Source organism: Mycobacterium sp., from assembly GCF_049802695.1.
GTDB lineage: Bacteria > Actinomycetota > Actinomycetes > Mycobacteriales > Mycobacteriaceae > Mycobacterium.
In genome coordinates this window covers 1-25,971 of sequence record NZ_JBARMY010000181.1, presented here as the reverse complement: position 1 = coordinate 25,971, position 25,971 = coordinate 1, and the positions used below count along the sequence as shown (strand labels likewise).

The 25,971-nt window shown below is 65.1% G+C and carries 26 protein-coding genes and 1 pseudogene; 15 read left to right on the top strand and 12 right to left on the bottom strand.

Going from position 1 to position 25,971, the window contains the following annotated elements:
* A pseudogene (gene hrpA, locus WA317_RS07315) lies at positions 1-3,277 on the bottom strand (ATP-dependent RNA helicase HrpA); the annotation flags it as partial.
* A 318-nt stretch (positions 3,278-3,595) separates the two neighbouring features.
* On the opposite strand from hrpA, the gene WA317_RS07310 reads away from it, so the two are divergent.
* The 3 genes from WA317_RS07310 (at position 3,596) to WA317_RS07300 (ending at position 6,146) form a co-directional block, all read left to right on the top strand.
* Positions 3,596-3,868, top strand: a complete 273-nt coding sequence (locus tag WA317_RS07310; protein ID WP_425172400.1) for a DUF4235 domain-containing protein — start codon at positions 3,596-3,598, stop codon at positions 3,866-3,868.
* A 65-nt stretch (positions 3,869-3,933) separates the two neighbouring features.
* Positions 3,934-5,304 (top strand): alpha/beta hydrolase, encoded by a 1,371-nt coding sequence (locus WA317_RS07305; RefSeq protein WP_425172399.1) that lies wholly within the window; start codon positions 3,934-3,936, stop codon positions 5,302-5,304.
* A gap of 179 nt (positions 5,305-5,483) precedes the next feature.
* A complete protein-coding gene (locus WA317_RS07300) occupies positions 5,484-6,146 on the top strand; it encodes a cutinase family protein (RefSeq protein ID WP_425172398.1) in 663 nt (220 codons plus the stop codon).
* A gap of 18 nt (positions 6,147-6,164) precedes the next feature.
* Here WA317_RS07300 and WA317_RS07295 read toward each other — a convergent pair whose 3' ends face one another.
* Positions 6,165-7,277 carry a spore photoproduct lyase family protein gene (locus tag WA317_RS07295; protein WP_425172397.1) on the bottom strand — a complete coding sequence of 371 codons (1,113 nt, stop codon included), beginning with the start codon at positions 7,275-7,277 and terminating at the stop codon, positions 6,165-6,167.
* A gap of 145 nt (positions 7,278-7,422) precedes the next feature.
* Between WA317_RS07295 and WA317_RS07290 the strand changes: the two genes are divergently transcribed.
* Complete coding sequence (locus tag WA317_RS07290; protein ID WP_425172396.1) at positions 7,423-7,674, top strand: hypothetical protein; 252 nt, start codon at positions 7,423-7,425, stop codon at positions 7,672-7,674.
* Between the two features lie 20 nt (positions 7,675-7,694).
* Positions 7,695-8,243: a thioredoxin family protein gene (locus tag WA317_RS07285; protein ID WP_425172395.1), complete on the top strand. Its 549-nt coding sequence runs from the start codon at positions 7,695-7,697 to the stop codon at positions 8,241-8,243.
* Positions 8,244-8,277: 34 nt separating this feature from the next.
* Here the strand turns inward: WA317_RS07285 and WA317_RS07280 are convergent, their stop codons facing one another.
* Positions 8,278-9,210, bottom strand: a complete 933-nt coding sequence (locus WA317_RS07280; RefSeq protein WP_425172394.1) for a DMT family transporter — start codon at positions 9,208-9,210, stop codon at positions 8,278-8,280.
* A gap of 260 nt (positions 9,211-9,470) precedes the next feature.
* Between WA317_RS07280 and WA317_RS07275 the strand changes: the two genes are divergently transcribed.
* Complete coding sequence (locus WA317_RS07275; protein ID WP_425172393.1) at positions 9,471-10,676, top strand: glycosyltransferase; 1,206 nt, start codon at positions 9,471-9,473, stop codon at positions 10,674-10,676.
* Between the two features lie 36 nt (positions 10,677-10,712).
* Here the strand turns inward: WA317_RS07275 and WA317_RS07270 are convergent, their stop codons facing one another.
* Positions 10,713-10,991, bottom strand: a complete 279-nt coding sequence (locus WA317_RS07270) for a hypothetical protein (RefSeq protein WP_425172392.1) — start codon at positions 10,989-10,991, stop codon at positions 10,713-10,715.
* Between the two features lie 227 nt (positions 10,992-11,218).
* Between WA317_RS07270 and WA317_RS07265 the strand changes: the two genes are divergently transcribed.
* Positions 11,219-11,659 carry a Fur family transcriptional regulator gene (locus WA317_RS07265; RefSeq protein WP_425172391.1) on the top strand — a complete coding sequence of 147 codons (441 nt, stop codon included), beginning with the start codon at positions 11,219-11,221 and terminating at the stop codon, positions 11,657-11,659.
* A 36-nt stretch (positions 11,660-11,695) separates the two neighbouring features.
* Positions 11,696-13,936: a catalase/peroxidase HPI gene (gene katG / locus WA317_RS07260; RefSeq protein WP_425172390.1), complete on the top strand. Its 2,241-nt coding sequence runs from the start codon at positions 11,696-11,698 to the stop codon at positions 13,934-13,936.
* Between the two features lie 120 nt (positions 13,937-14,056).
* Here katG and WA317_RS07255 read toward each other — a convergent pair whose 3' ends face one another.
* Both WA317_RS07255 and WA317_RS07250 read right to left on the bottom strand, forming a co-directional pair.
* On the bottom strand, positions 14,057-14,494 hold the full coding sequence (locus WA317_RS07255) for an SRPBCC family protein (protein WP_425172389.1): 438 nt from the start codon (positions 14,492-14,494) through the stop codon (positions 14,057-14,059).
* Positions 14,494-14,823, bottom strand: a complete 330-nt coding sequence (locus WA317_RS07250; protein ID WP_425172388.1) for an ArsR/SmtB family transcription factor — start codon at positions 14,821-14,823, stop codon at positions 14,494-14,496. Before WA317_RS07250 ends, WA317_RS07255 begins: the two co-directional genes overlap by 1 nt.
* Positions 14,824-14,938: 115 nt before the next feature.
* On the opposite strand from WA317_RS07250, the gene WA317_RS07245 reads away from it, so the two are divergent.
* Positions 14,939-15,682 carry a DUF899 domain-containing protein gene (locus WA317_RS07245; RefSeq protein ID WP_425172387.1) on the top strand — a complete coding sequence of 248 codons (744 nt, stop codon included), beginning with the start codon at positions 14,939-14,941 and terminating at the stop codon, positions 15,680-15,682.
* Between the two features lie 72 nt (positions 15,683-15,754).
* Entirely contained in the window at positions 15,755-16,165 is a 411-nt protein-coding gene (locus WA317_RS07240) for a hypothetical protein (protein ID WP_425172386.1), read from the top strand.
* A 4-nt stretch (positions 16,166-16,169) separates the two neighbouring features.
* Here WA317_RS07240 and WA317_RS07235 read toward each other — a convergent pair whose 3' ends face one another.
* Positions 16,170-16,949, bottom strand: a complete 780-nt coding sequence (locus tag WA317_RS07235) for a hypothetical protein (protein ID WP_425172385.1) — start codon at positions 16,947-16,949, stop codon at positions 16,170-16,172.
* Positions 16,950-17,046: 97 nt separating this feature from the next.
* Between WA317_RS07235 and tenA the strand changes: the two genes are divergently transcribed.
* Positions 17,047-17,748 (top strand): thiaminase II, encoded by a 702-nt coding sequence (tenA, locus tag WA317_RS07230; protein ID WP_425172384.1) that lies wholly within the window; start codon positions 17,047-17,049, stop codon positions 17,746-17,748.
* A gap of 19 nt (positions 17,749-17,767) precedes the next feature.
* Here the strand turns inward: tenA and tpx are convergent, their stop codons facing one another.
* Positions 17,768-18,271 carry a thiol peroxidase gene (tpx, locus tag WA317_RS07225; RefSeq protein ID WP_425172383.1) on the bottom strand — a complete coding sequence of 168 codons (504 nt, stop codon included), beginning with the start codon at positions 18,269-18,271 and terminating at the stop codon, positions 17,768-17,770.
* A gap of 182 nt (positions 18,272-18,453) precedes the next feature.
* Here tpx and WA317_RS07220 point away from each other — a divergent pair, with 182 nt between their 5' ends.
* On the top strand, positions 18,454-19,392 hold the full coding sequence (locus WA317_RS07220; protein WP_425172382.1) for a DMT family transporter: 939 nt from the start codon (positions 18,454-18,456) through the stop codon (positions 19,390-19,392).
* Here the strand turns inward: WA317_RS07220 and WA317_RS07215 are convergent.
* Positions 19,361-19,747, bottom strand: coding sequence for a hypothetical protein (locus WA317_RS07215; RefSeq protein WP_425172381.1), 387 nt, complete (start codon positions 19,745-19,747; stop codon positions 19,361-19,363). The two genes, WA317_RS07220 and WA317_RS07215, sit on opposite strands and share 32 nt — an antisense overlap.
* 255 nt (positions 19,748-20,002) lie before the next feature.
* Between WA317_RS07215 and WA317_RS07210 the strand changes: the two genes are divergently transcribed.
* Positions 20,003-20,965, top strand: coding sequence for a ferritin-like domain-containing protein (locus tag WA317_RS07210; RefSeq protein WP_425172380.1), 963 nt, complete (start codon positions 20,003-20,005; stop codon positions 20,963-20,965).
* An 83-nt stretch (positions 20,966-21,048) separates the two neighbouring features.
* Here the strand turns inward: WA317_RS07210 and WA317_RS07205 are convergent, their stop codons facing one another.
* Positions 21,049-22,224 (bottom strand): LLM class flavin-dependent oxidoreductase, encoded by a 1,176-nt coding sequence (locus WA317_RS07205; protein ID WP_425172379.1) that lies wholly within the window; start codon positions 22,222-22,224, stop codon positions 21,049-21,051.
* Between the two features lie 122 nt (positions 22,225-22,346).
* Positions 22,347-23,012: a GNAT family N-acetyltransferase gene (locus WA317_RS07200; protein WP_425172378.1), complete on the bottom strand. Its 666-nt coding sequence runs from the start codon at positions 23,010-23,012 to the stop codon at positions 22,347-22,349.
* 259 nt (positions 23,013-23,271) lie between these two features.
* Between WA317_RS07200 and WA317_RS07195 the strand changes: the two genes are divergently transcribed.
* Together WA317_RS07195 and WA317_RS07190 are read left to right on the top strand one after the other, a co-directional pair.
* Positions 23,272-23,790, top strand: coding sequence for a hypothetical protein (locus WA317_RS07195; protein WP_425172377.1), 519 nt, complete (start codon positions 23,272-23,274; stop codon positions 23,788-23,790).
* Between the two features lie 99 nt (positions 23,791-23,889).
* The gene (locus tag WA317_RS07190) at positions 23,890-24,573 is read left to right on the top strand and encodes a hypothetical protein (RefSeq protein WP_425172376.1); all 684 of its coding nucleotides are present in this window, start codon (positions 23,890-23,892) and stop codon (positions 24,571-24,573) included.
* Between the two features lie 18 nt (positions 24,574-24,591).
* Here WA317_RS07190 and WA317_RS07185 read toward each other — a convergent pair whose 3' ends face one another.
* A complete protein-coding gene (locus WA317_RS07185; RefSeq protein ID WP_425172375.1) occupies positions 24,592-25,614 on the bottom strand; it encodes an NADP-dependent oxidoreductase in 1,023 nt (340 codons plus the stop codon).
* Positions 25,615-25,971: the final 357 nt, after the last annotated feature.

Here is a 25,971-nt window from a genome sequence, read left to right as displayed (position 1 = left end):
GGTGAGGTCTTCGAGGTGCGCGCGCCCGGCGGCGGCAACGAACCTGCGCGGCAAGAGCCGGTGCAGTTGAGCGCGGACGTCGGTGATCGCGTCGGTGTGTGTCGGCGGTGGCCGGCTCGGCAGCGCCAGATGCAATTCATCGGCGGCAGCCAACACCTTCTCGACGCGGCCCAGGATCTCGATCGTCAGCGGCACCAGCGCGTCGGCCACCCGAACACGCAACGCGGCGAATTCGGCACGAGTCCATACCGGTTCGGGAGCCAGCGCCTCCGTCGCAGCCTCCGCGCAGTCGTCGAGCAGCGCGGGCAGCGAACCGTCCGGATTGGCGCTCAGCGCCAGGCGTGTCCGAGGATCCAGTTGTCGTTCCACCGCTTTGACCGGCGACGGCACGCCCAGCCGCACCAACCGACGCGTACCCGGCCGCATCGCACGATCCTGCTCGGCCGATGTGGCGAACACGCGCAGATCGACGGCGCCGCCCGCGTCGACGACCGCCGGGAAGCCTCGCACCGGCCGACCACTGACTGTGCGCTCGACGACACGGGGCAGCACGTCCAGGTCTTCGGGCCAGCCACGCAAACCTGTCCGCTCCAGTTCACCGGCCACCGCGTGCGCGACAGCGTCCCGAGCCGGCGTCGACAGCCGCTCCTGCAGCGCGTTGAGGTCCTTGCCGCGGGCGACCTCGGTGCCGTCACCGGACTGCACAGCGAACGTCATACGCAGATGCGACGGCACCTTGTCCAGGTCGAAGGCATCGACCGGCACCGCAACGCCGGTGCGACGGCGTAACTCACGCCGCAACGCCTCCAGCAACGGCTCACCGGCGGGCTCTATCGCGGCCAGCACCGCACGGGCAGTGTCGGGGGCGGGAACGAAGTTGCGGCGCAATTCTTTCGGTAAAGAGCGAATGAGCGCGGTGACCAGCTCCACGCGCAGCGCGGGGACCTGCCAGGCGAAGTCATCACCGCCCAGACGGGCCAGCACATCGATCGGCACGTGTACCGTCACCCCGTCGTCTGCGGCGCCGGGCTCGAACCGGTAAGTCAGGGGCAGCGCAACGTCGCCCGCCTGCCAGATGTCCGGCCGATCGGCACCCGCGGCGGCGTCGATGCGCAAAAGATCGTCGCGGATAAAGGTCAGCAGGCCAGGTGTCTTCTGCCGCTGCCGCTTCCACCACGCGTCGAAGTGCCGTGCGGAGACCACATCGGTGGGGATGCGGGCGTCGTAGAACGCGTAGACCTCGTCGTCACCGACGAGCAGGTCACGACGGCGGGCCCGCTCCTCGAGTTCCTGGAGTTCAGCCCGCAGGCGGGCGTTGTCACCGAAAAAATGGTGGCCGGTCTGCCAGTCGCCTTCCACAAGTGCGTGCCGGATGAACAACTCTCGCGCAACTGCCGGCTCGACCCGGGCGTATCCGACGCGGCGGCGCGCAACGAGTGGCAGGCCGTACAGCGTGACGCGCTCGTAGGCCAGCACCTCGCCTCGGTTGGCATCCCAGTGCGGTTCGCTGTAGGTGCGCTGAACCAGGTCGCCGGCCACTCGCTCGACGGCCTCCGGCTGGATGCGCGCGGCGGTTCGCCCATACAGGCGGGTCGTCTCCACAAGCTCTGCCACTACAACCCAACGCGGCGGCCGCTTGCTCAGCACCGAGCCGGGAGCAAGAACGAACCGCGAGTTGCGCGCACCCAGATACTCGCGGTGGTGCTCACGCGCATCCTCGCGCCGCATACCCACGTGTGACAGCAGCCCGGCGAGCAGCGCCGCGTGCACCTGCACCGCGTCGGCGGACTCGTCAGCTTCGCTGATGCCGAGGTCGCGGGCGATGCTGCGCAGCTGCCCGACCAGGTCCTGCCACTCGCGGATGCGCAGGTAGTGCAGGAAATACCTCGCCGAGCCGCAGTGCCGCCATCTGCAAGATCACCGCGGCGAGGTTGGTCCGCTGTATCTCGGGGTCGGTCTAGCGCGGACGGGCGGCGAAGTCCTCCTCGGAGTACAGGCGTATGCACACACCCGGCGCGACTCGACCGCAGCGCCCGGCCCGTTGCGCCGCAGAGGCCTGAGAAATCGGTTCGATCGGCAACCGCTGCACCTTCAGGCGGCGGCTGTAGCGCGAGATGCGCGCGTTGCCGGGGTCGACGACGTAGCGGATCCCGGGAACGGTCAGCGATGTTTCGGCGACATTGGTCGCCAGCACGACACGGCGGCCGGTATGCGGTGCGAAAACCTTCTGTTGCTGGGCAGTGGGCAGCCGGGCGTACAGCGGAAGCACCTCGGTGTAGCGTGGCCCCGCCGTCAAACCAGCTAACGCCTCGGCGGTGTCCCGGATTTCACGCTCGCCGGACAAGAAGACCAAGACGTCCCCGGGTGGCTCGGCCTCGAGTTCGTGGACCGCGTCGACAATCGCCTCGACCTCGTCGCGGGTTTCCGTCCGGATGATTTCCTGGTCGGGATCATCGGGATCGTCCTCGAGCCCGGACGAAATAAGTACCTCGAGCGGTCGGTAGCGGACCTCCACCGGGTACGTGCGCCCGGATACCTCGATGATCGGCGCTCCCCCGTTGAATCCACGTTCTGCGCCGCCGAAGTGCGCGGCGAAGCGTTGCGGCTCGATCGTCGCCGAGGTGACGATGACCTTGAGGTCGGGGCGGCGAGGTAGCAGCTCCCGCAGGTAACCGAGCAGGAAGTCGATGTTCAGACTGCGCTCGTGGGCCTCGTCGAGGATCAAAGTGTCGTAGCGCAGCAGGCGGCGGTCCCGCTGGATCTCGGCGAGCAGGATTCCGTCGGTCATCAGCTTTACTAACGTGCGTTCGCTGACCTGGTCGGTGAACCGGACGGCAAAACCAACGGCGTCGCCGAGCGGGCACTGCAGCTCGTCGGCGATGCGCTGCGCGACGGTTCGTGCAGCAAGCCGCCGCGGCTGGGTGTGCCCGATGGTTCCGCGAATGCCGCGTCCGATGTCGAGGCAGATTTTGGGCAGCTGGGTGGTTTTGCCCGATCCGGTCTCGCCGGCGACGACGATCACCTGGTGCTGTCGGAGTGCCTCGGCGATTTCCCGGCGCCGCTCGCTGATCGGTAGGTCCGGGTAGCTGATCGGCGGGACGGCGGCTCGCCGAGCGGCGACGAGTGTTTCCGCCTTTTTGATTTGGTCGGTAAGCTCCCGCAGCTTCACCGGCTGTGCGCCGCGAAGATGCTTCAAGCGCCTGCCGAAACGCGCTTCGTCGCGGATGGTCAAACCGTCGAGGCGGTCGCGCAATTGCGCGACGGACGGTTCGGACACTCCGGCCAGGATAGGCGTCGTTCGCCCGGTCACGTCACGGGAGAGGCGAAACGAGCCTTGATCGCCCGCGACCACCGCCGTCAGCTTCGCCTCGAACGGCGCAAGATCACCGTCGCCCAGGCCTCGCCGCTGCGCTGGACTGCGACGCTCCGTCCCGCAGTCTTGACGGAGCATTCGGTGCGCTCGGCGCCGACGGCGCGCCGCCATCCGGTCGGCGAGTGTCGGAAAGCGCCGCGTGACTGCTTCTCACGCCGGGTTAAATTATTGCCTGGCCGGGTATGAGCGGCAGGTAACCGTAGCGCGAGTTGAGAGGTTGTCATGAGCCGCGAATCGAAGGCGTTGTACACCTCCTTGTCGATCGCGACCAGCGTGGCAGGGGGCTTGCTGGCCGGAGAAGTGTTCAGTCAGATCTGGCGGCGGCTGGGCGACACCGATCAACCCCCGCCCGACCCGAAGGATTTGAACAGGTCGACCCGGGCAGCGCTGACTGCCGCCGGCCTCCAAGGTCTGGTCTTCGGTCTGGTCCGCGCCGCCGTCGACCGGGTCGGCGCCCGTGGTTATAAGGCAGTCACCCACGAGTCACCGGTCTGACCGGGGCTCACTGGGTTTCGCGCCTTCCAAGTATGAGCGCTCAAGCAGCAACGGGAGGCGTGCCGGTGCCTGGTTTGTCTCCTGAGCCGTGGACAGGCTTGGGTGCCGCACGAGCGGCCGGCTTCAGCGACGCTGTCTCGCACGCATCACTGACGCATGGGTTCATTCCCATCTTCATCGAACTGGTCACCGTCGTGGCGTTGCTGTATGCGACCGGATGGCGTGCGCGGCGCTGGCGGATCATATCGGTGCCTCTGGCGGCGGCGGCCGGAGTCGTGACCGGCGCAGCCGTGCACTGGTATTACGGCACCCTGGGTATTGCCAGCGAGCCTGCGCCGTGGCCGATGTGGCTGTGGGTAGCACTGACCGGCTTCGCCATTGCAATCGCGATCGTCGGCTGGCGCAGCGCCGGCAATTGGCGGCGCAACGCGTCCGTATTCGCCGTGTCCTTTTGTTTGCTCAGCACCGGTTTGACTATCAACAGCTGGCTCGGTTATTACCCGACCGTTTACGCCGCCTGGGGCCAACTGGCCGATGCACCACTGCCGGACGAGACTGACCTGCACGGCCTAAAAGTACTGCGCCACAGCGCTGTTACGCCGACAAAGGGAGCCGTCGTGCCGGTGCGCTCAGGCGCCGAGGCGTCGGGTTTTCGTCACCGCGGTGAATGGGTGTACCTGCCGCCTGCTTGGTTCACAAGTGTGCCGCCGCCCCAGCTTCCGGCGGTGCTGATGCTCGGCGGCGAATTCAACACGCCGGCCGACTGGATCCGGGCCGGTGATGCGGTCGCGACCCTCGACACGTTCGCCGCAACACACGGGGGCAACGCGCCGGTCGCTGTCTTCGCCGACGCCACCGGTGGATTCACCGTGGACACCGAGTGCGTCAACGGGGTTCGTGGTAACGCCGCCGACCACTTGAGCGCCGACCTCACTCGCGAGATCGACGACTTGTTCGGCCTCGGCGCCCGCACCAGGTGGGGTGTGGTCGGGTTCTCGTCCGGCGGCACGTGCGCTGTGGACTTGGCCGTGATGCATCCCGGCACATTCAGCACTTTCGTGGACATTGGCGGCGATATCGCGCCCAGCGCGGGTACCCGGACCCAGACCATCCATCGACTGTTCGGCGGTGACGCGAATGCGTGGTCGTCGTTCGACCCGAGCACGGTGATCGTCCGCCACGGCAAGTACACGAACCTGTCTGGCCTGTTCGCGGTACCGGGCGGCCGGACACCGGACGGAAGCAAAGACCGCCCTCAAGCCGTCGGTCAAACCGCCGCCGAATCACTGTGCCGGCTCGGCGCAGCGCACGGCATCGCCTGCGAGATCGTCGAGCTGCCCGGCAAACACGACTGGCCCTCGGCCGCCACCGCCTTCGAGACCACGCTGCCCTGGCTCGCCGGTCAGCTCGGTACTCCGGACTCCGCGGCCACCTGAAGTAGGTGATGAATCACCGCAGCAGGCATTCCCAGCCGACGCCGCTGGCATCCTGCACCGGCCTACCTCACCCTGATGTGGTGGATCTCGGGGTGTGCTAATTCGCCTGACGGCGAATGTCAGTCGGCGGAAAGCCGGTCACCGCCACACCGTCAGCGGCGATGTGTCAACATTTGCAAATGAGTTCACAGAGCTTTGCTCGCATCGTTGGTGTCGCGGTTGCAACCGCAGGGGCGCTGGTGAGCGCGCCCGTCAACACTCCCGCCGCAGCTGCTGACCCGTGCTCCGATGTCGCGGTGGTCTTCGCGCGCGGCACCCATCAGGAGCCTGGTCTGGGCAACATGGGGCAGGCCTTCGTCGACTCGCTGACATCGCAACTCGGCGGGCGATCCGTCGACGTCTACCCGGTCAACTACCCGGCGAACGACGACTACCACACGAGCGTGGCAACCGGTTCTGACGATGCCAGCACGCAAATCCAGAACACCGTCGCCAGCTGCCCTAACACCAGAATCGTGCTCGGCGGCTATTCCCAGGGCGCTACCGTAATCGACTCCGCCACCACCGCGATGCCGGGCTCAGTAGCCGACAATGTCGCCGCCGTGGCCCTCTTCGGGGAACCATCGAGCGGCTTGTCGACGACGTTGTGGGGCGGCCAGCCGCTGCCGACGATCAGCCCGCTGTACAGCTCCAAAACCCTCAGCTTGTGCGTTCAAGACGACCCGATCTGCACCGGAGGCGGCAACCTTGCGGCACACGTCTCCTACATCGAGTCCGGAATGACCGACCAAGCGGCGACTTTCGCGGCCAACCGAGTCGGGCCATTGCCGAACCGGGCCTAGCAGCGCAGAAGCGGTGAATCAGAACGCGTAACGCACGCGGCAGGTCGGCAACTTGACCGCGAGCAGGTCGGTCAGCTGCTGCACCCACTGGCCCTTCCACGAGCTCTTGTAGCGGACGTTCCACTGGCCGCTCTGGCTGCGCTTGAGCTGCTGGAGGTCGGGCCGCCAGAGCAGGTCCTCAGCTTTCGGGTGCCAGCCGAGGTTGACCTCGTGCAGCCCTTCGTTATGGGTCAGGAAGATGATCTCGGCGGCGAGCTGCTGCTTGGTGCGCTCGTTGGTGCCGTCGGCAACCTGCTCGAGCAGCTCAGCCCAGTCGTCCAACCAGCCTTCGTGGACGATGACCGGGCTGAAATTGAGGTGCACCTCAAAGCCGGCCGCTACGAAGTCGTCGAGCGCAGCGATCCGCTCGGCCACCTTCGACGTGCGGACGTCGACCAGACGAGACGTCTCCGCCGGCATCAGGCTGAACCGCACCCGGGTCCGTCCGCGCGGGTCGTAGTCGAGCAGCTCCCGGTTCACAAACTTCGTTGCGAAGCTGGCCTTCGCGTTCGGGATGCCCGCGAACAGGTCGACGAGGTCACCAACGTTGTCGGAAACCAGGGCGTCGACCGAGCAGTCGCTGTTCTCGCCGATGTCATAAACCCAGTCAACCGGGTCGCACTGGTTGGGCACCGGCTTGACGCCCTGCCGGGCGGCGTGGCGCTCAAGGTACCCACTGATCTTCTCGATGTTGGAGAACACCGTGATCGGGTTGGCATAACCTTTCCGCCGCGGGACATAGCAGTACGAGCAAGCCATCGCGCAGCCGTTGGCGGTCGACGGTGCGATCCAGTCGCTTGACCGCTCATTGCGGCGCGCCGACAGGCTCTTCTTCTCGCCCAGAACAAGCACTTCGCGCTTGATGCGGACCCAGTCTTCGACGTTGCCCGCGTTGCCGTAAAGGCCAGGTATCGCCTGGTGTGAGGCGACCTCGATCCGTTCGGCGCCGGGGAACCGGTCGAGAACCTGACGGGCGCGCGGCAACCGCTCCATATCCGGCTCGTGATAGATCCGCTTGATGTCCAGGAGGCGGTCGGCGAGGCTGGCAGGCACTCGGCGGCCAGGTGTGTCGTTTTCCAGCGTAGACGTCATGTTCTTTCAGAACGGCTACGCGCACAGTGCGATTCCAAATCGCGGTGCGCTACTTGATACGGCGTACCGTGAGCCTCGTCACCGGTGACCGGGGGGTAACCAGCGTGGACGCAGCGTCGCCTGCCCGTCGACTACCGTCGGGACCATGGCCGATTCCAGTAGCGACACCATCGAGGACGTCGCCGCGGGCGACATCATCGTCGTCGACCGCGGCTCCGGTGAACGGCCGTACAAAGTGGTGTTCAAAGATTCCACCGACGATGGGTACGTCGTCACCCTCGCGGACGATGACGGCGAAACCTTCCAGGTCGATCTGGCGGCGAACACCGTCGTCAACCGGTCACTCGAGTCCAAATGGGAGTCGGCGCAAAGTCCGACACCGCATAGGGACAACTGACAAGCACTACGCTGGCGGACATGGCCATCGAGTCCGCGATGCTTTCTCTGGGCACGCCCGCGCCACCGTTCAACCTGCCCGACCCGGCCACCGGCGCTGCAGTTAGCCTCTACGACCTCATTGGCCCCGCCCTGGTCGTCACTTTCATCTGCAATCACTGCCCCTACGTCAAACACGTCGCCGCGGGTCTTGCCGCACTCGGGCGTGACTGCGCCGATCGAGGCGTCGTTATGGTCGGCATCTCCAGCAATGACGTCGTCACGTATCCGCAAGACGGTCCCGAGGAGATGGTCGTGGAGGCGCGTCGCCACGGCTGGACGTTCCCCTACCTCTACGACCAGACCCAGGACGTCGCCCGCGCATTCTCCGCGGCCTGTACGCCCGACACGTTCGTCTTCGACGGCGCGCGGCGGCTCGTCTACCGCGGCCAACTCGACGACTCACGCCCAGGCAACGGCCTCCCGGTGACGGCCGCCGACGTCCGCGCAGCGGTTGATGCTGTCCTCGCCGGTCAGCGGGTCGACACGCATCAGCGGCCGTCGATCGGGTGCGGCATCAAGTGGCGTTAGCCTCTGACGCGAAGAGCAGGCGGGCAGCCGCAGTTCAGCAGACTTCCACCGTCTCAGCTGCGTCCGAATCCGAGACAGCAGGTTCTCGCTGCCTGTTCGAATGATCCGAACCGGGAGCCTGGCCGCGGCCCAGCGCAATGGCGGATGCCACCATCGCGACGACCGCAGTCAGCAGGGCGGGCGCTGCCGAGCCCTTCACCGCCAGGTGTTCACCCAGCACGGCGACGCCGAGCAGCGCGGCGACGACCGGCTCGCCCACCAACATGATGGGTACCGACGCCTGCAAGGCGCCAGCATGGAACGCGGCTTGCTGCACCACCGTCACGGTCACCGCCAGTGCGATCAGCACATACGGCGCAGGCTCGGTCAGCAGTCCGTGCCATCCGCCCACGGCGTAGCGGTGCGTGCAGATCTTCGTCATCACCGCGATCATGCCCAGCAGGACCGCTACGGCGACCGCCAGCAGCATCGCGCGCAGCCGGCCGGTGACGCGCCGCCCCACAAAGACGCAAACAACCACCAACGGCACGGTGACCCCGAGCGCCAGTGTCCACGCCGGTAGCGCTGGCCGGAGATGTCCTTCGCGAGGCTGGCCGACGAGGACGAATATCGCCAGCGCGGCGGTCAACAGCGTGGCCCAGCCCCACTCGACCCAACTGACGCGTTGGTGGCACAGTCGCGCGCTCATCGGCAATGCGAACAGCAGCGCCGACACCAGCAGTGGCTGCACCAGCAGCAAGGATCCGTGTGCCAGCGCGAGGGCTTGAAAGACGTAGCCGGCGGCCGCAGCCAGTGTTCCGGCCCACCACAGTGGCTGGCGAACCACCGAGTTCACCACCGCATTGGTTGCGGACTCGTCGGATACGCCCTGCGCTACCCGTTGTCGGACAACGATGCCCACCGCAGCCCAAAACGCAGATAGCAACGCCGAGGAGATCGCGATCAAATGAACCGTAACCCACTCCATCTTCGCCCTATACCCATCACCGGGCATGCCTAACTTGACCTGACCGCCCGATGGCTTGTAAGTGCGTGACGTCGCTCACTCACACTTTGCTCGCCGGGTGCCGTGCTTCCCGGTTTCAGGTCTGGTGACCGCTCAATCTGCCGTCTGAAGACGTTCGGCACGGCCGGGCAATTCCGGAGCGAACAACGGCACGGGAAGAGAATTGCAGCAGGTGTCCCCCGGCTGGGCCTGTGCTCGTCACTGCCCGTTAGGTTTCGGTGGTGAAGTTCGTCTTGGCAGTCTACGGAAGCCGTGGCGACGTCGAGCCCGGCGCCGCCGTCGGAGTAGAGCTGCTGCGCCGGGGTCACGACGTTGCCATGGCGGTCCCGCCGGACATGTTGGGTTTCGTCGGAACGGCAGGGCTTGCTGCGGTTGCCTATGGGCCGGATGCGCAGGGTCTGCTGCACGATGAAAATTTCATCGGCAACCTGTCGAACAAGATGCAGAATCCGCTCAGCATTCTGCCCGAAGTCATAGAGCATGCGAACCGGGTATGTGCTGACAAGAGTGCGACGCTGACAGCGCTGGCAGAAGGGGCCGACCTGCTGGTAGCGGGCGTGGCCGAGCAAGGTATCGCCGCTAACGTCGCTGAATTTCATGGCATTCCGTCGGCTGCGCTGCATTTGTTCCCGGCGCGGGTCTGGTCGTCCGGTGGGCTGTACTCGCAGATTACGAAATCCGCCGAGGACGCCCAACGCCGCATACTCGGCTTGCCGGAGGCGACGGATTCGTCGACGGCACCGACCACGGACCGTGGATGGCTTGAGATCCAGGCTTTCGAAGAGTTCTGCTTGCCCAAGCTTGCGGTCGGATGGGTGGAACACAATGACCAACACCCCTTTACCGGCGCGCTGACGCTGGACTTGCCGACGGATGCCGACGACGAGGTCCTGTCGTGGATTGCAGCTGGACCACCACCGATCTACTTCGGGTTCGGCAGCACGCCGGTCGCAGCTTTCGCTGACGCGGTCACGACGATCAGCGCGGCGAGTGCACAGTTAGGCGAGCGGGCGCTGATTTGCAGCGGACCCAACGACTTCGACAACGTTCCGCAGAGTGAACACGTGAAGATCATTGACTCGGTGAGCCACGCAGCCGTCTTCCCCGCTTGCCGCGCCGTCGTTCACCATGGCGGGTCCGGCACCACGGCCGCGGGTTTGCGGGCCGGTGTCCCCATGTTGATCCTCTGGCTCTGGCTCGATCAGCCGATGTGGGCAGCCTGCGCCGAGGAGCTGGAAGTCGGCGTGGGAAGGGGCTTCTCGCAGAGCGGGCAGGAGTCATTGGTCTCCGACTTGCGAGTGATCCTCGCCCCGGAATATCTCGCTCGAGCGCGTGAGGTGGCCATCCGGATGACCCCGCCGGCTAAGAGCGTCGCCGCCGCGGCCGATTTACTGGAAGACGCGGCGCGGGCGGGCCGCCCGGCCTGATCGTCAAGCCGGCGGACCGGCGGCATTTCAGCGCTGTCAGCCGTGTGGCGCTTGAGAAATCTTGGTGTCCGGCTTTCCCAGCGTTTGGCAGTAGGTCGACGCCGACAGCCGTGACGCCGTGATCTCCAGGTTGGTCGGTTCAGTGCCGCTCGCGTCTTTGAGCATTTTGTTGATCTCTTGGTTCTGCTTCTTCTCGTCTTGAGTGATGAAGTCTTTGCACTTGGTGTCACCACCGGTGTTGATGAGTTCGGACGGCGAACATCCGCTTAACACCAGCGCGGCGAACGCAACCGCGGCGACTGCAGTTCTCTTCATCGTCGCCTCCCGAGTCGTTGTCTAGTCGATTGTGCGTCCGTCAGCGCCTCGTTCGAGGGCCGGGTGCCTCACGTTTGCGGTCCGGTTGTCGCGCAGTCTGATTCGGCTGGCGATCCGGCGTTCAATCGGTTGGCTCGAGGACGGCTGACGCGGTTCGTTCACCGGAATCTTTACCCAAACTGCTTAAAGTCTTGACTCATTCCAGATAAGTGGGTCATATTGTCACGGTGTCGTCAACGGCCGACTACGCGGAGCAACTGCGGATGGCCGATCTGCGTGTGACGCGCCCGAGGGTCGCTGTCCTGGAGGTGGTGCGCGCGCATCCGCACGCCGACACCGACACCATCTTCACCGCGGTGCGAGCCGGCCTGCCCGAGGTGTCCCGGCAGGCCGTGTATGACGTTCTCAACGCGCTGACCGCGGTGGGACTGGTGCGCCGCATCCAGCCGTTGGGCCTCGTTGCCCGCTACGAGTCCAGGGTCGGCGACAACCACCATCATGTTGTCTGCCGGTCCTGCGGGGTCATCGCAGACGTCGACTGCGCACTCGGCGAGGCACCGTGCCTGACACCGTCCGATGACGACAAGGTTCTGGACGGCTTCGTGCTGGACGAAGCCGAAGTCATCTACTGGGGCCTGTGCCCCAGCTGTTCGACTGCAAGTCTGTGACCGCAGCCTGTATCACCACCACCGGAAAGGAATGCAGTGTCCTCCGATACGTCCCACAGCCGCCCCCCCAATCCCGAAACCAAGACAGCCAGCACCAGTGAAAGCGAAAACCCGGCGATCCCCTCGCCCACGCCGAAGGCGCACGGCGCGCTGCGAAACCAGGACTGGTGGCCCGAGCAGATCGACCTCTCCAAACTGCATCCGCAACCGCTGCAGGCCAACCCGCTCGGGGCGGATTTCGACTATTCCAAGGAGTTCGCCAAACTCGATGTCGAGGCACTCAAGGCTGACGTCGTATCCGTGCTGACCACCTCGCAGGACTGGTGGCCCGCTGATTACGGGCACTACGGCGGTTTGATGATCCGGATGAGCTGGCACGCTGCGGGCACCTACCGGATCTACGACGGTCGCGGCGGCGCCGGGCAGGGCATGCAGCGCTTCGCGCCGCTCAACAGTTGGCCGGACAACGCGAACCTGGATAAGGCTCGCCGGCTGCTGTGGCCGGTCAAGCAGAAGTACGGCAGCAAACTCTCCTGGGCCGACCTGCTGGTGCTCGCGGGCAACGTCGCGCTGGAGTCGATGGGATTCAAGACCTTCGGATTCGCCTTCGGCCGCGAAGACGTCTGGGCGCCTGAGGAAATACTCTTCGGTGAAGAAGAGACCTGGCTGGGTACCAATAAGCGCTACTCCGGCGAGCGTGAACTCGCACAACCCTACGGCGCGACCACCATGGGTTTGATCTACGTCAATCCCGAAGGGCCGGAGGGCAAACCGGATCCGGTTGCCGCCGCGCACGACATCCGTGAGACGTTCGGCCGGATGGCGATGAACGACGAGGAGACCGCCGCACTGATCGTCGGTGGTCACAGCTTCGGCAAGACTCACGGTGCCGGCGACGCCGAACTGGTCGGTCCTGAGCCCGAGGCTGCTCCCATCGAGCAACAGCAACTGGGCTGGAAGAGCTCGTATGGCAGCGGTAAGGGGAAAGACGCCATTACCAGCGGCTTGGAGGTGGTGTGGACCTCGACTCCGACCAAGTGGGGTAACGGATACCTGCAGAACCTGTACGGCTACGAGTGGGAGCTGACCAAGAGCCCCGCCGGCGCCTGGCAGTTCACCACCAAGGACGGAGCCGGTGCGGGCACCAGCCCCGATCCGTTCGGTGGCGCCGGTCGCGCCCCGACGATGCTGGTCACCGATATCGCGTTGCGCGAAGATCCGATCTATCGCGAGATCACGCAGCGGTGGCTCGACCACCCCGAGGAACTCTCCGATGCGTTCGCCAAAGCGTGGTACAAACTGCTGCACCGTGACATGGGGCCGATCTCGCGCTACCTGGGTCCATGGATTCCCGAGCCGCAATTGTGGCAGGATCCGGTTCCGGTCGTCGACCACGAACTGGTCGACGACCAGGACGTCGCAGCCCTGAAGAGCAAAGTGCTCGAGTCGGGCCTGTCTGTTCCGCAGTTGGTGAAGACGGCATGGTCGTCGGCGGCGAGCTTTCGCAAGACCGACAAACGCGGCGGCGCCAATGGTGCCCGAATTCGCCTAAAGCCGCAGAAGAACTGGGAGGCCAATGAGCCCGTCGAGTTGGCCGAAGTATTGCCGGTGCTCGAACAGATTCAGCAGGACTTCAACAGCTCGGCCTCCGGCGGCAAGAAGATCTCGCTGGCCGACTTGATCGTGTTGGCCGGGTCCGCGGCGGTGGAGAAGGCCGCGAAAGATGCCGGCCACGAGGTTACGGTGCCCTTCACCCCGGGACGCACGGACGCCACCCAGGAGAACACCGACGTGGAGTCGTTTGCGGTGCTTGAACCTCGGGCAGACGGCTTCCGCAACTACGTCCGTCCCGGCGAGAAGGTCCAGCTAGAGCAGCTGCTGTTGGAGCGGGCATATCTGCTGGGGCTGACCGCGCCGGAGTTGACGGTGCTGATCGGCGGTCTGCGCGCACTCGACGCTAACTACGGCGGCACCAAACATGGCGTCTTCACCGAGAGACCCGGCGTATTGACCAACGACTTCTTCGTCAACCTGCTCGACATGGGCACCGAGTGGAAGGCGTCGGAGAGCGCGGAGAACGTCTACGAAGGCCACGATCGCGCATCGGGCACCCTCAAGTGGACCGCCACGGCGAATGACCTGGTATTCGGGTCGCACTCGGTGCTGCGGGCACTGGCGGAGGTCTACGCACAAAGCGACGCTGAAGCCAAGTTTGTCGCCGACTTCGTGGCGGGCTGGGTCAAGGTGGCGAATAACGACCGGTTCGATCTCAAATAACAACCTCGACCTGATCGTTGACGTCACAGGACTCCCCGCGAGCTGCCGGCTTGCGGGGCGTCTTGGCGTTTACGCGCTGCGCTGCAACGTCATTCAGAAGCAGGCTGACGCGTTCGCCGACTATTCGCCGGGCAACAAAGCGGCAAGCTGATCGACAGTCAGCGCCCAGCCGTTTTGGTAATTGTCGAACTGCTCCGGCGGCACAAGTGAGTGCTCAATGGACATGAGTGTCCGACCGTCACCGAACGGCTCGAAGGTGACGTTGACAACACTGGCCGCCGTCGGATCCGGCCAGTCGGATGCGCTCCATGTGAAGCGCAATAGGTTCGGGCGATCGATGGCCAAGAAGCGTCCGCTGATCAGGACACGAGTGCCTGAGTTGTCGAGATCGAGGCGCAGGCTCCCCTCGACACGGGGTTCAACAGTGACGTCGAGAACGCGGACGGGACGCGGACACATCCACTCTCTTAACGACTCCGGGTCGAGCCATTCGTCGAAGACCACCTCGGGCGCGGCGGGCATGACCCGCTGCAGGCGGGCAACCGGCGGATCATTCATCATCTGCGTCGCTTCCGGTGCAGCCGCGCCGACAGGGCGTCCGCACGTGTCGACCAGAAATCCGTCTGCGCGCTGATCCACTGTTGGGCCACCGCCAATCCGTCCGGCTGCAGCGAAAGCCAGTGCTCGCGGCCGCGCACCTCGCGCCGCACGAGTCCGGCTGATTCCAACACGCCGATATGGCGTGAGACGCCGGCGAATGTCATCGGCAGCGGAGCGGCCAAGTCGGTGATGCGGGCGTCACCTTGACGCAGCGTCTCCAGCAGCCGGCGGCGGGTCGGATCGGCGAGCGCGGCGTAAGCCCGATCGAGCACCTGATCTTCAACCATTTTGTTGACTATAGCCGGTCGCGGTGGTGTCATGGATGCGATACTCAACTGCAATGTTTAATGTTGCTCGGCGGGTGCGCCGGAAGCTTTAGCAGGAGAAGCGGAAAGGAGAATCGTGCAGACCCCACCGATCGTGTCGGCCCAAGAGTGGGAGGCCGCCCACGAAAGAATGCTCGTGAAAGAGAAGCAATTCACGCGTGCGCGCGACGCCTTGGCCGCGGAACGCCGGCGGATGCCATGGACACCTGTGGAGAAGGACTATGTCTTCGAAGGACCCGATGGCAAAGCGACTCTGCTGGACCTTTTCCACAGTCGCCGACAATTAATTGTGTACCGGGCCTTCTTCGAGCCTGGTCTGCACGGCTGGCCCGACCACGCCTGCGTCGGCTGCTCAATGATGGCTGACCACGTCGGCAACCTCGCCCATCTCAATGCCCGCGACACCACGCTCGTGTTCACCTCCAGGGCACCCCAAGCCGACATCGACCGGGTGAAGGCGCGAATGGGCTGGCAACGGATTCCGTGGTACACGATGACCGACGACTTCGACGTCGACTTCGGTGTCCACGAGTGGCACGGTCACAACGCCTTCATTCGCGACGGCGATGACCGGGTGTTCCGGACCTACTTCATCAACAATCGTGGCGACGAGGCGATGGGGAGCACCTGGAGTTACCTCGACATGACCGCGCTTGGCCGTCAAGAAAATTGGGAGAGCTCCCCCGAGGGATACCCGCAGTCACCGCCGTATGAGTGGTGGGCCCGGAACGATGAATACGGCCACCGCGAGCCGTCGCGATGGTTCGGCGAACCGGACCCTGACGACCCCAACGACCAACGACCACGGCGCCGGCTCTGACGTTTCGGGATTGGCAGCATTTGGCAGTGCCACAGGTGGATTTGGCAGTCTGCTGGGCCGAACAATCACCGCATGACGAGCGAATCAATCTCAGTTAGTCACCAGAAGGCGAGCAACGAGCGCTGGCGCCCGATCGTCACCGACTTGGTGTTCTGGAGCGTCGCGGGCGCGGCGGTCGCCGTATTCTCCCGACCGCTTGGTCAGTGGTGGAAGGTGCCGCCGACGGCCTTGCTGGCCGGCGGAACGACGTTCGTAGTGGTGGGTGCCGCCCTCTGGCTCGGGCTGCAGCGCATGCGCCAGACGCCGCGGCGGCTGCTGAAGGTCTTCGGCGCAGCCAACCTGCTGCTGGCGCCGGCCGTGTGGGCGGTGGCGCTGTTTCACTGGCTGCCGGTCAGCACCGCAGGCAACTGGGCGCTTGCCGCGGCCGGCGACGTTGCGGTACTGCTGGGCGCCTGGCAGCTGACGATGCTGCGCCGCTCCTAAGCAGCTAACGCCTCGCCTCCCGAACTTTGTAGGTCGAGGGCCACGATTTGCGACTGTCGTCTCCGACCAACGGCGTTCCCAGGCCACCGACTTTGACGTCATAGGCCTCCTGTCCCGCGCCGACTTCGCGGTCGGCGTGTTGCTGGGCGAGGTAATACAACTCGTCGATCGTCGCTTCGCCGTAGGCGACGAAGGTGGTTTTGCGGGGTGCATCGTCGGCCCGGACGGTGGTTGGCTCAGGCAGCAGACGCGGCGCTAATGCGGCCAGGCCGAGCATCAGAAACGGGATCACCCAGTAACAGACGAACGACAGTGGTGTTTCGGTGTCCAGGATGCTCGCACTGCCCCGCACGATTGGTGGAATTGCCGACGATACCGTCATGCCCGCGAAGGCGGCCGTCCAAATCCAGGTCAGCTGAGTGGTGATGCGAACGAAGGATTCGCTGCTGATCACCGTCGCGGGCTGGCCTACTTCGGCGAATTCGCGTACGAACGGCTTGCCGGCCAACACGCCGGTCAGCGCGACGAGAAACACGGCCGCGACGCTCAACGGCTGCGCCCATCGCTCGGCGAAGTGAGCCGACCAAGTAGACAGCGCGGCGAGCACCGCGAACGTTACGACGGCGCCGATTTCGAGTATTCGCCCGGGCGCCCTTTTGACACCGCCGATCACTGCAGCAGCGACGGCGATGGCCAACGCAACAAACGCCGAAACAGCGAAAGGAACGTTACCGACGAGTACCCAATAGACGATCCACGGCGCAAAACCAACCAGGATGGCCACGGTAGGTAATTGTATGGGTGGAGGGTGTTACCCAATGGCGGTGGGGTGAAATGGAAAACATACTGCTCACGACATATCACCGCATCGGGCGAGTGGCATGAAGGATCTGCATCCGCGCATCCGCTCAAGTAATCCGCAGTCCTGGTCTTTCCGGCTGTGGCGCGAAATCGAGCCGACGTTCGCGGCAATCCTTCGGCATCCGTTTTTGACCGGCCTCACCGATGGCAGTCTCGATGCGTCGGTGTTCGCCCATTATGTCGCACAGGATGTGCACTACCTGCGCGCTTATGCGCGTGCGCTGGCCATCGTCGCGGCCAAAGCGCCCACGTTGGCCGACACTGCGCTGTTCACCCGCCACGCGGCCGAAGTGTTCGACGTCGAACTGGCTCTGCACGCCGTGCTGCTGCCCGAGCTCGGGCTTACCGCCAGCGACGTCGACGCGGCGCCGGTGGCGCCTGTCACCCAGGCATACAGCAGCTATCTGTTGGCGACCTGTTACGGCGGTAGCTTCGCCGACGGATTGGCTGCGGTCCTGCCCTGCTATTGGATCTACGCCGAAGTCGGCGCGGAGCTGGCCGAGCGCGGGTCCGCCGATCGTCGCTACCAACGCTGGATCGAAAGCTACGGCGGGGACGAATTCGCGGCGACGGTCGGTCAGGTGCTGCAGCTGGCCGACCGGATCGGACCGACGCTGACAGCGGCCGACGAGGCGGTCGCCCGCGCGCACTTTGCCACCACCACACGTTATGAGTGGATGTTCTTCGACGCGGCCTATCGACGCGACGATTGGCCGGTGTAAGGCTGCTTACGGGCTGCGATCAGTCCGACGAGCTCAGCGCTGCCAGTGCCGCGTCGTAGTCAGGCTCGTTGGCGATCTCGGGCACCAGTTCGGCGTATGCGACGTTGCCGTCGGCGCCGATCACCACGATCGACCGCGCAAGCAGCCCGGCCATCGGACCGTCGGCGATGGTGATGCCATAGTCCTCGCCGAAACTGTCGCGGAACGCGGATGCCGTTCGGACGTTCTCGATGCCCTCCGCTCCAAAGAACCGCTGCTGGGCAAATGGCAGGTCTTTGGAAACGTTCAACACAGACACACCACCTCCGGCGGCGCGTTCGTTGAAGGTCCGCACGCTGGTGGCGCAAACGGGCGTGTCCACAGAGGGGAAGATGTTCAGCAAAACGGGCTTGCCGTGAAAGTCCGCGCTGCGCACCGCGCCGAGGTCGGTGCCGGTCAAGGTGAAGTCGGGAGCCGTGGAGCCGACCGCGGGCAGTTCGCCAACCGTATTGATCGGATTACCACGCAACGTTATCTGTGCCATGGGCACAGTCTGCCAAGACTGCTCGGCCACCCCGGATCAGGGTAGGCCGGGATCCCTCAACTGGCGTGCTTGTCGATGACCCGTCGGCGAATAACACTGGACGCGCGTCGGCGGTACAGACGGTGAGATGACACTACGTGTAAGTTGACGACTTCCGGGCCAAGTCGCCGAGGAGGCCAGTTATGTCGGACGCGGGTATTGCGGCGTTGCTCGCTCTCCTCGCGGCGCTGGCGTCGGCGGTCGGCAGTGTGATCCGTCAGCGGTCGGCCCACGAGGTCACCGACGAGCAGGTCGGCCACTTCGCGTTGTTCGGTAAATCGTTGCGCGACACCCGTTGGTGGCTGGGTAGTGGCGGCGCCGTCGCGAACTATGCGTTGCTGGCCTTCGCGCTGGGTCTTGGATCGGTGACGTTGGTGACGGCGCTGCAGGTGACGGCGCTGTTGTTCGCGATGCCGATCTACGCGCGGGTGACGCACCACCGGGTCACCCGCTGGGAGTGGACCTGGGCGGTGCTGCTGGCCGTCGGGTTAGCGGTGTTCGTCGCGGTTGGCGAGCCGGAGGCGGCGCACTCGCGGGGCTCGCTGAAGGCCTGGCTGGTGGTGGCCGCGGTGGCGGTTCCGCTGCTGATGTTGTGTGTCCTTGCTGCGCGGATGTTGGAGGGCCGCCCAGTCGCGGCGGTGCTGCTGGCTGTGGTTGCCGGGTCGTCGTTGGCGGTGTTCGCCGTGCTGACCAAGGGTGTCGTCGACTTGCTCGGCAAGGGATTTGTCGATGTGCTGCATGCGCCCGAGTTTTATGCTTGGATTCCGATCGCATTGGCCGGGATGATTTTCCAGCAGTCGGCGTTTCGGGCCGGTGCGTTGACGGCGTCGATGCCGACCGTGACCGTGGTCGAGCCGGTGCTGGCGTCGGCGCTCGGGGTGAGTGTGCTCGGCGAGACACTGGACGCCCGCGGCCCCAGAATGCTTGCCCTGGCGGCCGCGGCGGCGCTGGTGATTGTCGCCACGTGGGCCCTGGCTCGCGGGAAGGCCGCGACGATGGCGGCCGGCACGGGACAAGACACCGGCAAAGCCGACCAGCCTGCCCGTCAGGTCACAGCGCCGACTCGTGCAGAGCAAGGCTGACGAAGACGTAGGCCATGCACAGCAGCAGGTTCAGCGCTGCCAGGATCAGGCCCGCAACAATCAGGTAGTGCACGGCGCGACGTCTGCCGCGCTCGAATTTGGCGCGGCGCTCCTCGCGTTTGAGCTCCGTCGCGCACAGCGCGAATCTCACATCGAACAGCTCGTCTGAGCCGAATGGCGCCCCGGCTGCTATCTGCTGCAGCCGGGCCGGTGGAATGCCGACACCGACGCCGGCGAAGCACCGGCTCATCCGCCGTGCGCGCCGGCGGCTCAGTGACTGCTCCCCGAGACGAGAACGATGCGACCGCCCGCCCCATTCTTCGGCCCAAGCCCACGGGGTTGACGAACTCGTCATGAGCTATCACTTTAATGCGAACCCGGTGGTCACCGTGGCAATCTGAAAGGATTGAAGCCGACCATCACCGCCGCAGGCGAGGTCGCGGGATTCCGCTGCGAAGCGTTGCGCAGCAACCGATTTGCTGGCGTACCCGGCACGAAGAGAAATTCGTCACACCTTGGAGCAGGAGGTTAGCCCACCGGTTCTACGGGTAGCCGTCTGCGAGGCGTCGGGCACGCCAGACGAAAAACTATACAGATTGAAGGGGGATCGTTGACTTCATCCACGACCGCCACGCTGATTGCGCAACTGCGCACTGTGCTGGACTTGACCTACACCGAAATCCAAGTGGCCGAAACACGAGTCGCACAAGCCCGCACCGAGGCGGTGCGGCGCGAGCTGACGGAAAATGCCGCCAACGGGCGCGACCGGGCGCAAGCCATTGAAGCGGCCATCCGAGAACTGGGCGGGTTTCCCCTCGTCGTCGGGCCGTTACTGGGACGTGCGGCGGCCGCCGTCAAAGCCCTGACCGAGCAGGCTCAGCCGTTCAGCGAGGCGTTGCTCGGTGACTTGGCGCTGGAAGACCAGCTGCTTGACCGGTCGCGCTACATCAAAGCGTTGGCCGTCGCCACCAAGCAGAAAGACATCGAGAAGCTCGCGACGCGCCTCATCACGGCGCACTCGGCGACGGTGGACTGGCTGACCACCGTGCTCGCCGAAGACGCGCTAGGTGGCCCGGCCGCGCTGCAACGGACGCCGGTGCAGGCGGCCGCCGGATCAGTGGTGAAACTGGTCAACCTGCCGCTCAACTGGTCCACACGTGGAGTTGACCGCGCCGTGGAGGCCGTCAAGTCCACTCGGCCGGCGCTCAAAGAGCTGGTCAGCCGCGGCGCTCATGCAGGCGACGTGGCGGCCAAGGCTGCTGTCGCGGCCAGGGACGTCGCGTTGGAGACCGCGGAGAAAGTCATCCGCACCGATGGGAGCGAAGATGCCGCGGACAAGCTGCACAAGACCCGGAGTCGCGTCGGGGTGCTGAACTCCGACGAGCTTCCGATCAAGGGTTATGACGACCTCAACCAGACCCAAGCGGTGGCGGCGGTCAAAGACATCACCGATGCAGCGGACATTCGCGTCATCGTCGCCTACGAGGAGGCGCACCGGAACCGACAGCGAGTCGTGTCCGCCGCGCAGACCCGACTGGCCGCACTCGCACAAGAGGCCATCGGCGTCAACTGAATCGAGCGGAGCCGTAATGTGACGGCTCAACTTGCCCCGGACGGTCGGATGGGTTGTGTGAGCACCCCGTCCGCCGTCCGGGGTCAGCTTGCCGGACGCTGATCGCCGATCTCGTCTTGATACTTCTTGACCATGTGGTCGATGGCCTGCAGTTGCGTCTGCGCCAGTCCGTCTCGCTGCTCGCTGGCACGAGCGGCGGCGTCGATCGTCGGTTTCGCCAGGCCCTGGAAGTGAGGCATCACCTCTGCGGCGAACAATTCGGCGGACCGCCTGGTCGCCGCGGGGTTCGCCCACTCGTGCGCCATCTGCAGCATGCAACCGAACCCGCCGGACTGATCCCATATTCGCTGCACCTGCGCGCGGGCCCGCTCCGGTGTGCCGATCAGGCCGGCGCCGTTGTCGTTGATCATGTCGATCATCTCGTCGACTTGGTCACCCGGCATGGTCATCTGCGGAAAAGCCGCCACGCGTTGGAAATAACGAAACCACGGCTCGATGCCGAACTTCACGTCAGCGCGGGCCTGCTCCTCGGTGTCGGCGATGTGGAAGGGACTGACCAGGCTCCAGTCCTTGCGGTCGACGCGCGTACCGAAAGTTGCGGCGCGTTCCTCAACAATGCCCCAGTGGTAGGCAAGCGCGTCGAACCCTTCGATCATCAGCGTTGCCCCGATGGACAGCAGGCCGACGCCGTATTTGCCGGCCAGGCGCGCACCGGTGGGTGAAGCGACAGCGGCGACGGCCAACGGAATCCCGCCCTCCGCGTACGGCGCCAACTGCAGTCGGGCGTCGAACAGTTCGTGCGTGGCGGTTTTCGCGGTCACCGTCTCCCCCGCCAGCAGACGCACGACGATGTCGAGATTGGTCTCGAGGAGCTCGCGGGTGTCGGTGGGGGTGAGCCCGATCATTGCGGAATCGGTGGGTAGCGAACCCGGGCCTACACCGCCGATCACCCGGCCGTGCGTGAGATGGTCGAGCAACATCAGCCGGTCGGCCACCCACAGCGGGTTGTGATACGACAGCGAGATCACTCCGGTGCCGAAGCGGATCCGCTTCGCGCGCTGAGCGGCGGCGGCGATGAAAATCTCCGGCGAGCTGATGATTTCACTGCCTGCCGAATGATGTTCGCCGAACCACACCTCGTCGAAGCCGAGGGCATCGAGGTGCTCGGCGAATTCGAGGTCGCGCTGCAATGCCAGCGTCGGGTTGGTGCCTGCGCGGTGGAAGGGCGCGATGAAATACCCGAATCTGAGCTTCGCCATCGAGCTCCCCTTGCAGTCGATTTGAGGAGAACCTTAACGCCGCCGGCCGGGCCTGGGGAAGCAATCGCGTTGACCTGTGCAGACACCCCACACCGACGGCGGGTGCCTGTTCAGCGGCCGTCTCAGGCCGGCCGCACCCCGGGCGCGCGAACGACCATCGGCACTGCCGGAAAATACGCGGCCATCTCCGACCGTGACTTGCGCAGCGCGGCTGTGCCGTAACCTCGCCGGCGGTATTCGGGATGAATCCAGACGCGGACATTCACCTCGCCTCCGATGAGCTCCCCGAAGACCATCCCCACCTTCTCGGTGCCCTCCACCGCCACGAACCACGCCGCCTCTTCGGCCTCAACCCGTTCCAGCGCCGAGCCGATCTCGTCATCCAGTCTTCCGGCGGGCCCACCCGAGCCGTCCCCGGCCGCGCCGACCTCATCGGTCCGCGCGGCGAAGATGTCGCGGTCGCGTTGGCCGTCGAAAGGGCGCAGCGCCAGTGACTGTCCGGAACTGGCGGGCCGCTCGAGGAGGGTGAAGCTGAGCCGGCTGTTGAGGTCGTCGAGTTCGCCGGCGATCTTTCGCCGTGCGTTCTTGGTGAGTTGGTCGAACGAGATTGCCATCACGGCTTCGCCGCCGAGTTGCGATGTGCCGAGCAGAGCCGCGATCGCCGCTACCGCCGCAGAACTGTCCTGCGCCTCCACGATCACATCGAGAACCTCATGCCGGCGTTCGAGCGCGTTCAGCAGAGCATCTGCGATCTCACGGCGGTCGGCGGTGCGGTCGTGGTCCGTCATGACGCAAGCCTAGGGCAGGACACGACGGAAGCAACTTGGCTGATGTGACGTCCTTCAGTACGGCCCGGCGTCGGTCGCGGTCCTGGCGGCCGATTTCGCCGAGGCCTCGAGGCCGTTACTGCAGCAGACGCCGGACCAGGTTCGAGAGCTGCAGGATGCCCTCGACCAATGACCCCTGCCCGGTGCCTGCGCCGAGATGCCGAGGTGGCGCCGGAAAGCTCGGATATGGTTGAGGAAAGCCCGATCTTGACCTAAGCCGGTGAAATTGCTGATGCGCTACAACCCCCCGCCGAACTGGCCGAAGCCACCCGAAGGTTGGTCGCCGTCAGCTGAGTGGTCGCCAGACCCGTCCTGGCCGCCGCCCCCGCCGGGCTGGCAATTGTGGGTCGATGACGCCTCAGCCACGAGTAAGTCCACCTCGGCACTCAGTCGCCTGGAAAGCGCCAGCGATGACTCGGAGTATTTCGGCGACGACCGCGCCTGGTCGGAGGATTCCGGAAGACTGCCGGCTCGCGGCCAGTCGAACGCCGACGCACCTGACGCGGCGCCCTCTCCTACCGAAGTGGCCGCTGACGACCTGACCGCGCAACACGTGGGACGTCGTGTGACGGTGAAATGGGACGAAGAGCACCGATACGACATCGGGACGATCATCGCCATCTCATCTGATGCAACGGTGATCAGCGTCAAACTCGCCGGAGTGGAAATGCCGATCTCGTTTCCGCGCGAAGCGTCCGGCCACAGCCCGACCGATCCGCGCCTGTACGTGTGGGGTTGAACTCCCCCAGGACGGTAACGGCGGACTCTGCACCTCAGCGCGCGGTGGTGGCAGCGCTGTGGACGGGCCCGTCATGCGTTGTGATGGCATCATCGCGGTATGGGGTTGCTCTTCCGGCTGGCGGAGTTTCTCATCCTGGTGTTGCCGCTTTCCGGCGTGATCATCGCTGCCTTCAGGGCGTTCGGCGCAAACCGGCGCCGAGCCGCAGAATCACCCGATCCCGCCCGGTCGGCAGCACCGGACGGCGAGCTGGGCGGACCACCCGTGCGCTCCAGCGGCAACCGAGCCGCCCAGTGGACGTCGATCAGACGCGTCGTCGAGGAGCATCGCCGGACGGACGAGCGCTGGCTCGAATACGAACTCGACTTCGCCAAGCTGTTGGACTTTCCGCTGATGACCGATATGCGCGATCAGCTCACAATGAATTTTCATAGAGCAAAATTGCGGGCAGAGTTCCTGCGTCCGATCAAAGCCGAAGATCTCCTTGATGACCGCCAAGCCGCCGAGAATTATCTCGCCGCCGTCCAAGACTATGTCGCCGCATTCAATGCCGCTGAGGCAGAGGCCGTCCGTAGGCGTCGCAGTAATTTCTCCCAAGATGAACAGCAGCGTATTGCGCGGGCGCAAAGCCTTTTTCGGGTGGCATCGGATTCGGCCGCGACTCGTCAGGAGCGCCAGCACGCCTACGACCGCGGACGCAGAGAACTCGACGGCCTGATCGTTTTACCGGTCGCGGCGCACGCCGCGATCGAGCGCGGAATCTCCGGTGAGATAGCCGGATAGCCCGCCAGCCCGCGGGTGCTATGCGGTGGGTTGGCTTAATTTGACCAGCATCTTGCCGATATTGGCTCCGGTGAACAGGCCGTTCAAAGCGTCGACGCAGGATTCAATTCCCTCGAAGACGGTTTGGCGGTGCGCGATTTGACCCTCCTGCGCCCACTGATGTAGGGCCGCGAACGCCTCATCGAAGCGGCCCCACTGGTCGAGTGCGTTGAAACCCTGCATCAGCGCGGTTTTCGCCAGCAGGTTGACGTAGTTGGCCGGCCCGGGGTGCTCACCGCTGAGGTAACTGGAGATGACTCCGCACAGCACTACCCGTGCCTTGGGCGCCAGTCGGCCCAAAACTGCGTCGAGGATTGGACCGCCGACGTTATCGAAGTAGACGTTGACCCGCGCAGGACAATGCTGTTTGAGGGCTGCCGCCAGGTTGTCGTTCTTGTAGTCGATGCACGCGTCGAAACCGAAATCCTCGACTACCGCCCGACACTTCTCCGGCCCGCCCGCAATACCCACCACTCGAGCGCCGGCGATCTTGGCGATCTGCCCGGCAACCGATCCGGTGGCACCGGCGGCAGCTGAGACCACCACCGTCTCGCCGGACTGCGGCCGGCCGATGTCGGTCATCCCGATATAGGCGGTCGCGCCGGTTGGCCCGTACACCGACATCACGGCCAACTGGTCGACAGAAGCCTTGCCGGGAATGGGCGTGCTGAACAGGTTGTCGCGAACGATCACGTACTCCTGAAAACCGGTCAGCGTCGTGATCACGTCGCCGACGGCGTAGGCGTCACACCGCGACGCAACGACTTCGCCGATCCCCGCAGCGCGGATCACCTCGCCCAGCTGCACCGGCGGAAGGTAGCCCTGCTGGTCATCCAGCCACGTCCGGGCAGCGGCGTCGATCCCGACGTACGTGGTGCGCACCAACGCTTCGCCGTCGGCCGGCTCCGGCGCGGGCACGCTCACCAACTCGGTGTCAGCGGCTTCGACCAGTCCAGTCGGGCGGCGGCGTAGCACAACCTGACGGTTCAGCATCTGCGGCACGATGCGAAACTACCGAAGGCCCTGGTCGCTTCGAAGCCAAAGGGATAAAAGACACTATGCCGAACAGGCGGCCCCGCGACGGCGGGTGCGACCCACTGATATTCGTGGCTTGCGCCTCAGTGGGCGGAAGCCTTGGGTACTTCTCGTGTGATCACCAAATGATGGCGCGAATCAGCAAGACGTGCAATCAGTTACGCCAACATCCGGTGATCTCAGTCGCTTCGCGACGCTGCGGCTAATGGGAACTGAACAGCGAGCCTCCGCTCGATAGGTCCTTGTCAGGGGGACGCTGTTCACCGAGCCGCCGGTCGGTGAGTGTCGTTTGCGGCTGAAGCGTCTCTCGACTTCTAGAGCTAG

What these genes read in the sequence shown, in the direction of transcription:
- WA317_RS07310 (WP_425172400.1), top strand. Translation starts at nt 3,596, where the DNA reads ATGAGCCGCGAATCGAAGGCGTTGTACACCTCCTTGTCGATCGCGACC.
- WA317_RS07300 (WP_425172398.1), top strand. Translation starts at nt 5,484, where the DNA reads ATGAGTTCACAGAGCTTTGCTCGCATCGTTGGTGTCGCGGTTGCAACC.
- WA317_RS07295 (WP_425172397.1), bottom strand. Translation starts at nt 7,277, where the DNA reads ATGACGTCTACGCTGGAAAACGACACACCTGGCCGCCGAGTGCCTGCC.
- WA317_RS07290 (WP_425172396.1), top strand. Translation starts at nt 7,423, where the DNA reads ATGGCCGATTCCAGTAGCGACACCATCGAGGACGTCGCCGCGGGCGAC.
- WA317_RS07285 (WP_425172395.1), top strand. Translation starts at nt 7,695, where the DNA reads ATGGCCATCGAGTCCGCGATGCTTTCTCTGGGCACGCCCGCGCCACCG.
- WA317_RS07280 (WP_425172394.1), bottom strand. Translation starts at nt 9,210, where the DNA reads ATGGAGTGGGTTACGGTTCATTTGATCGCGATCTCCTCGGCGTTGCTA.
- WA317_RS07270 (WP_425172392.1), bottom strand. Translation starts at nt 10,991, where the DNA reads ATGAAGAGAACTGCAGTCGCCGCGGTTGCGTTCGCCGCGCTGGTGTTA.
- WA317_RS07255 (WP_425172389.1), bottom strand. Translation starts at nt 14,494, where the DNA reads ATGAATGATCCGCCGGTTGCCCGCCTGCAGCGGGTCATGCCCGCCGCG.
- WA317_RS07250 (WP_425172388.1), bottom strand. Translation starts at nt 14,823, where the DNA reads ATGGTTGAAGATCAGGTGCTCGATCGGGCTTACGCCGCGCTCGCCGAT.
- WA317_RS07240 (WP_425172386.1), top strand. Translation starts at nt 15,755, where the DNA reads ATGACGAGCGAATCAATCTCAGTTAGTCACCAGAAGGCGAGCAACGAG.
- tenA (WP_425172384.1), top strand. Translation starts at nt 17,047, where the DNA reads ATGAAGGATCTGCATCCGCGCATCCGCTCAAGTAATCCGCAGTCCTGG.
- tpx (WP_425172383.1), bottom strand. Translation starts at nt 18,271, where the DNA reads ATGGCACAGATAACGTTGCGTGGTAATCCGATCAATACGGTTGGCGAA.
- WA317_RS07220 (WP_425172382.1), top strand. Translation starts at nt 18,454, where the DNA reads ATGTCGGACGCGGGTATTGCGGCGTTGCTCGCTCTCCTCGCGGCGCTG.
- WA317_RS07215 (WP_425172381.1), bottom strand. Translation starts at nt 19,747, where the DNA reads ATGACGAGTTCGTCAACCCCGTGGGCTTGGGCCGAAGAATGGGGCGGG.
- WA317_RS07205 (WP_425172379.1), bottom strand. Translation starts at nt 22,224, where the DNA reads ATGGCGAAGCTCAGATTCGGGTATTTCATCGCGCCCTTCCACCGCGCA.
- WA317_RS07200 (WP_425172378.1), bottom strand. Translation starts at nt 23,012, where the DNA reads ATGACGGACCACGACCGCACCGCCGACCGCCGTGAGATCGCAGATGCT.
- WA317_RS07190 (WP_425172376.1), top strand. Translation starts at nt 23,890, where the DNA reads ATGGGGTTGCTCTTCCGGCTGGCGGAGTTTCTCATCCTGGTGTTGCCG.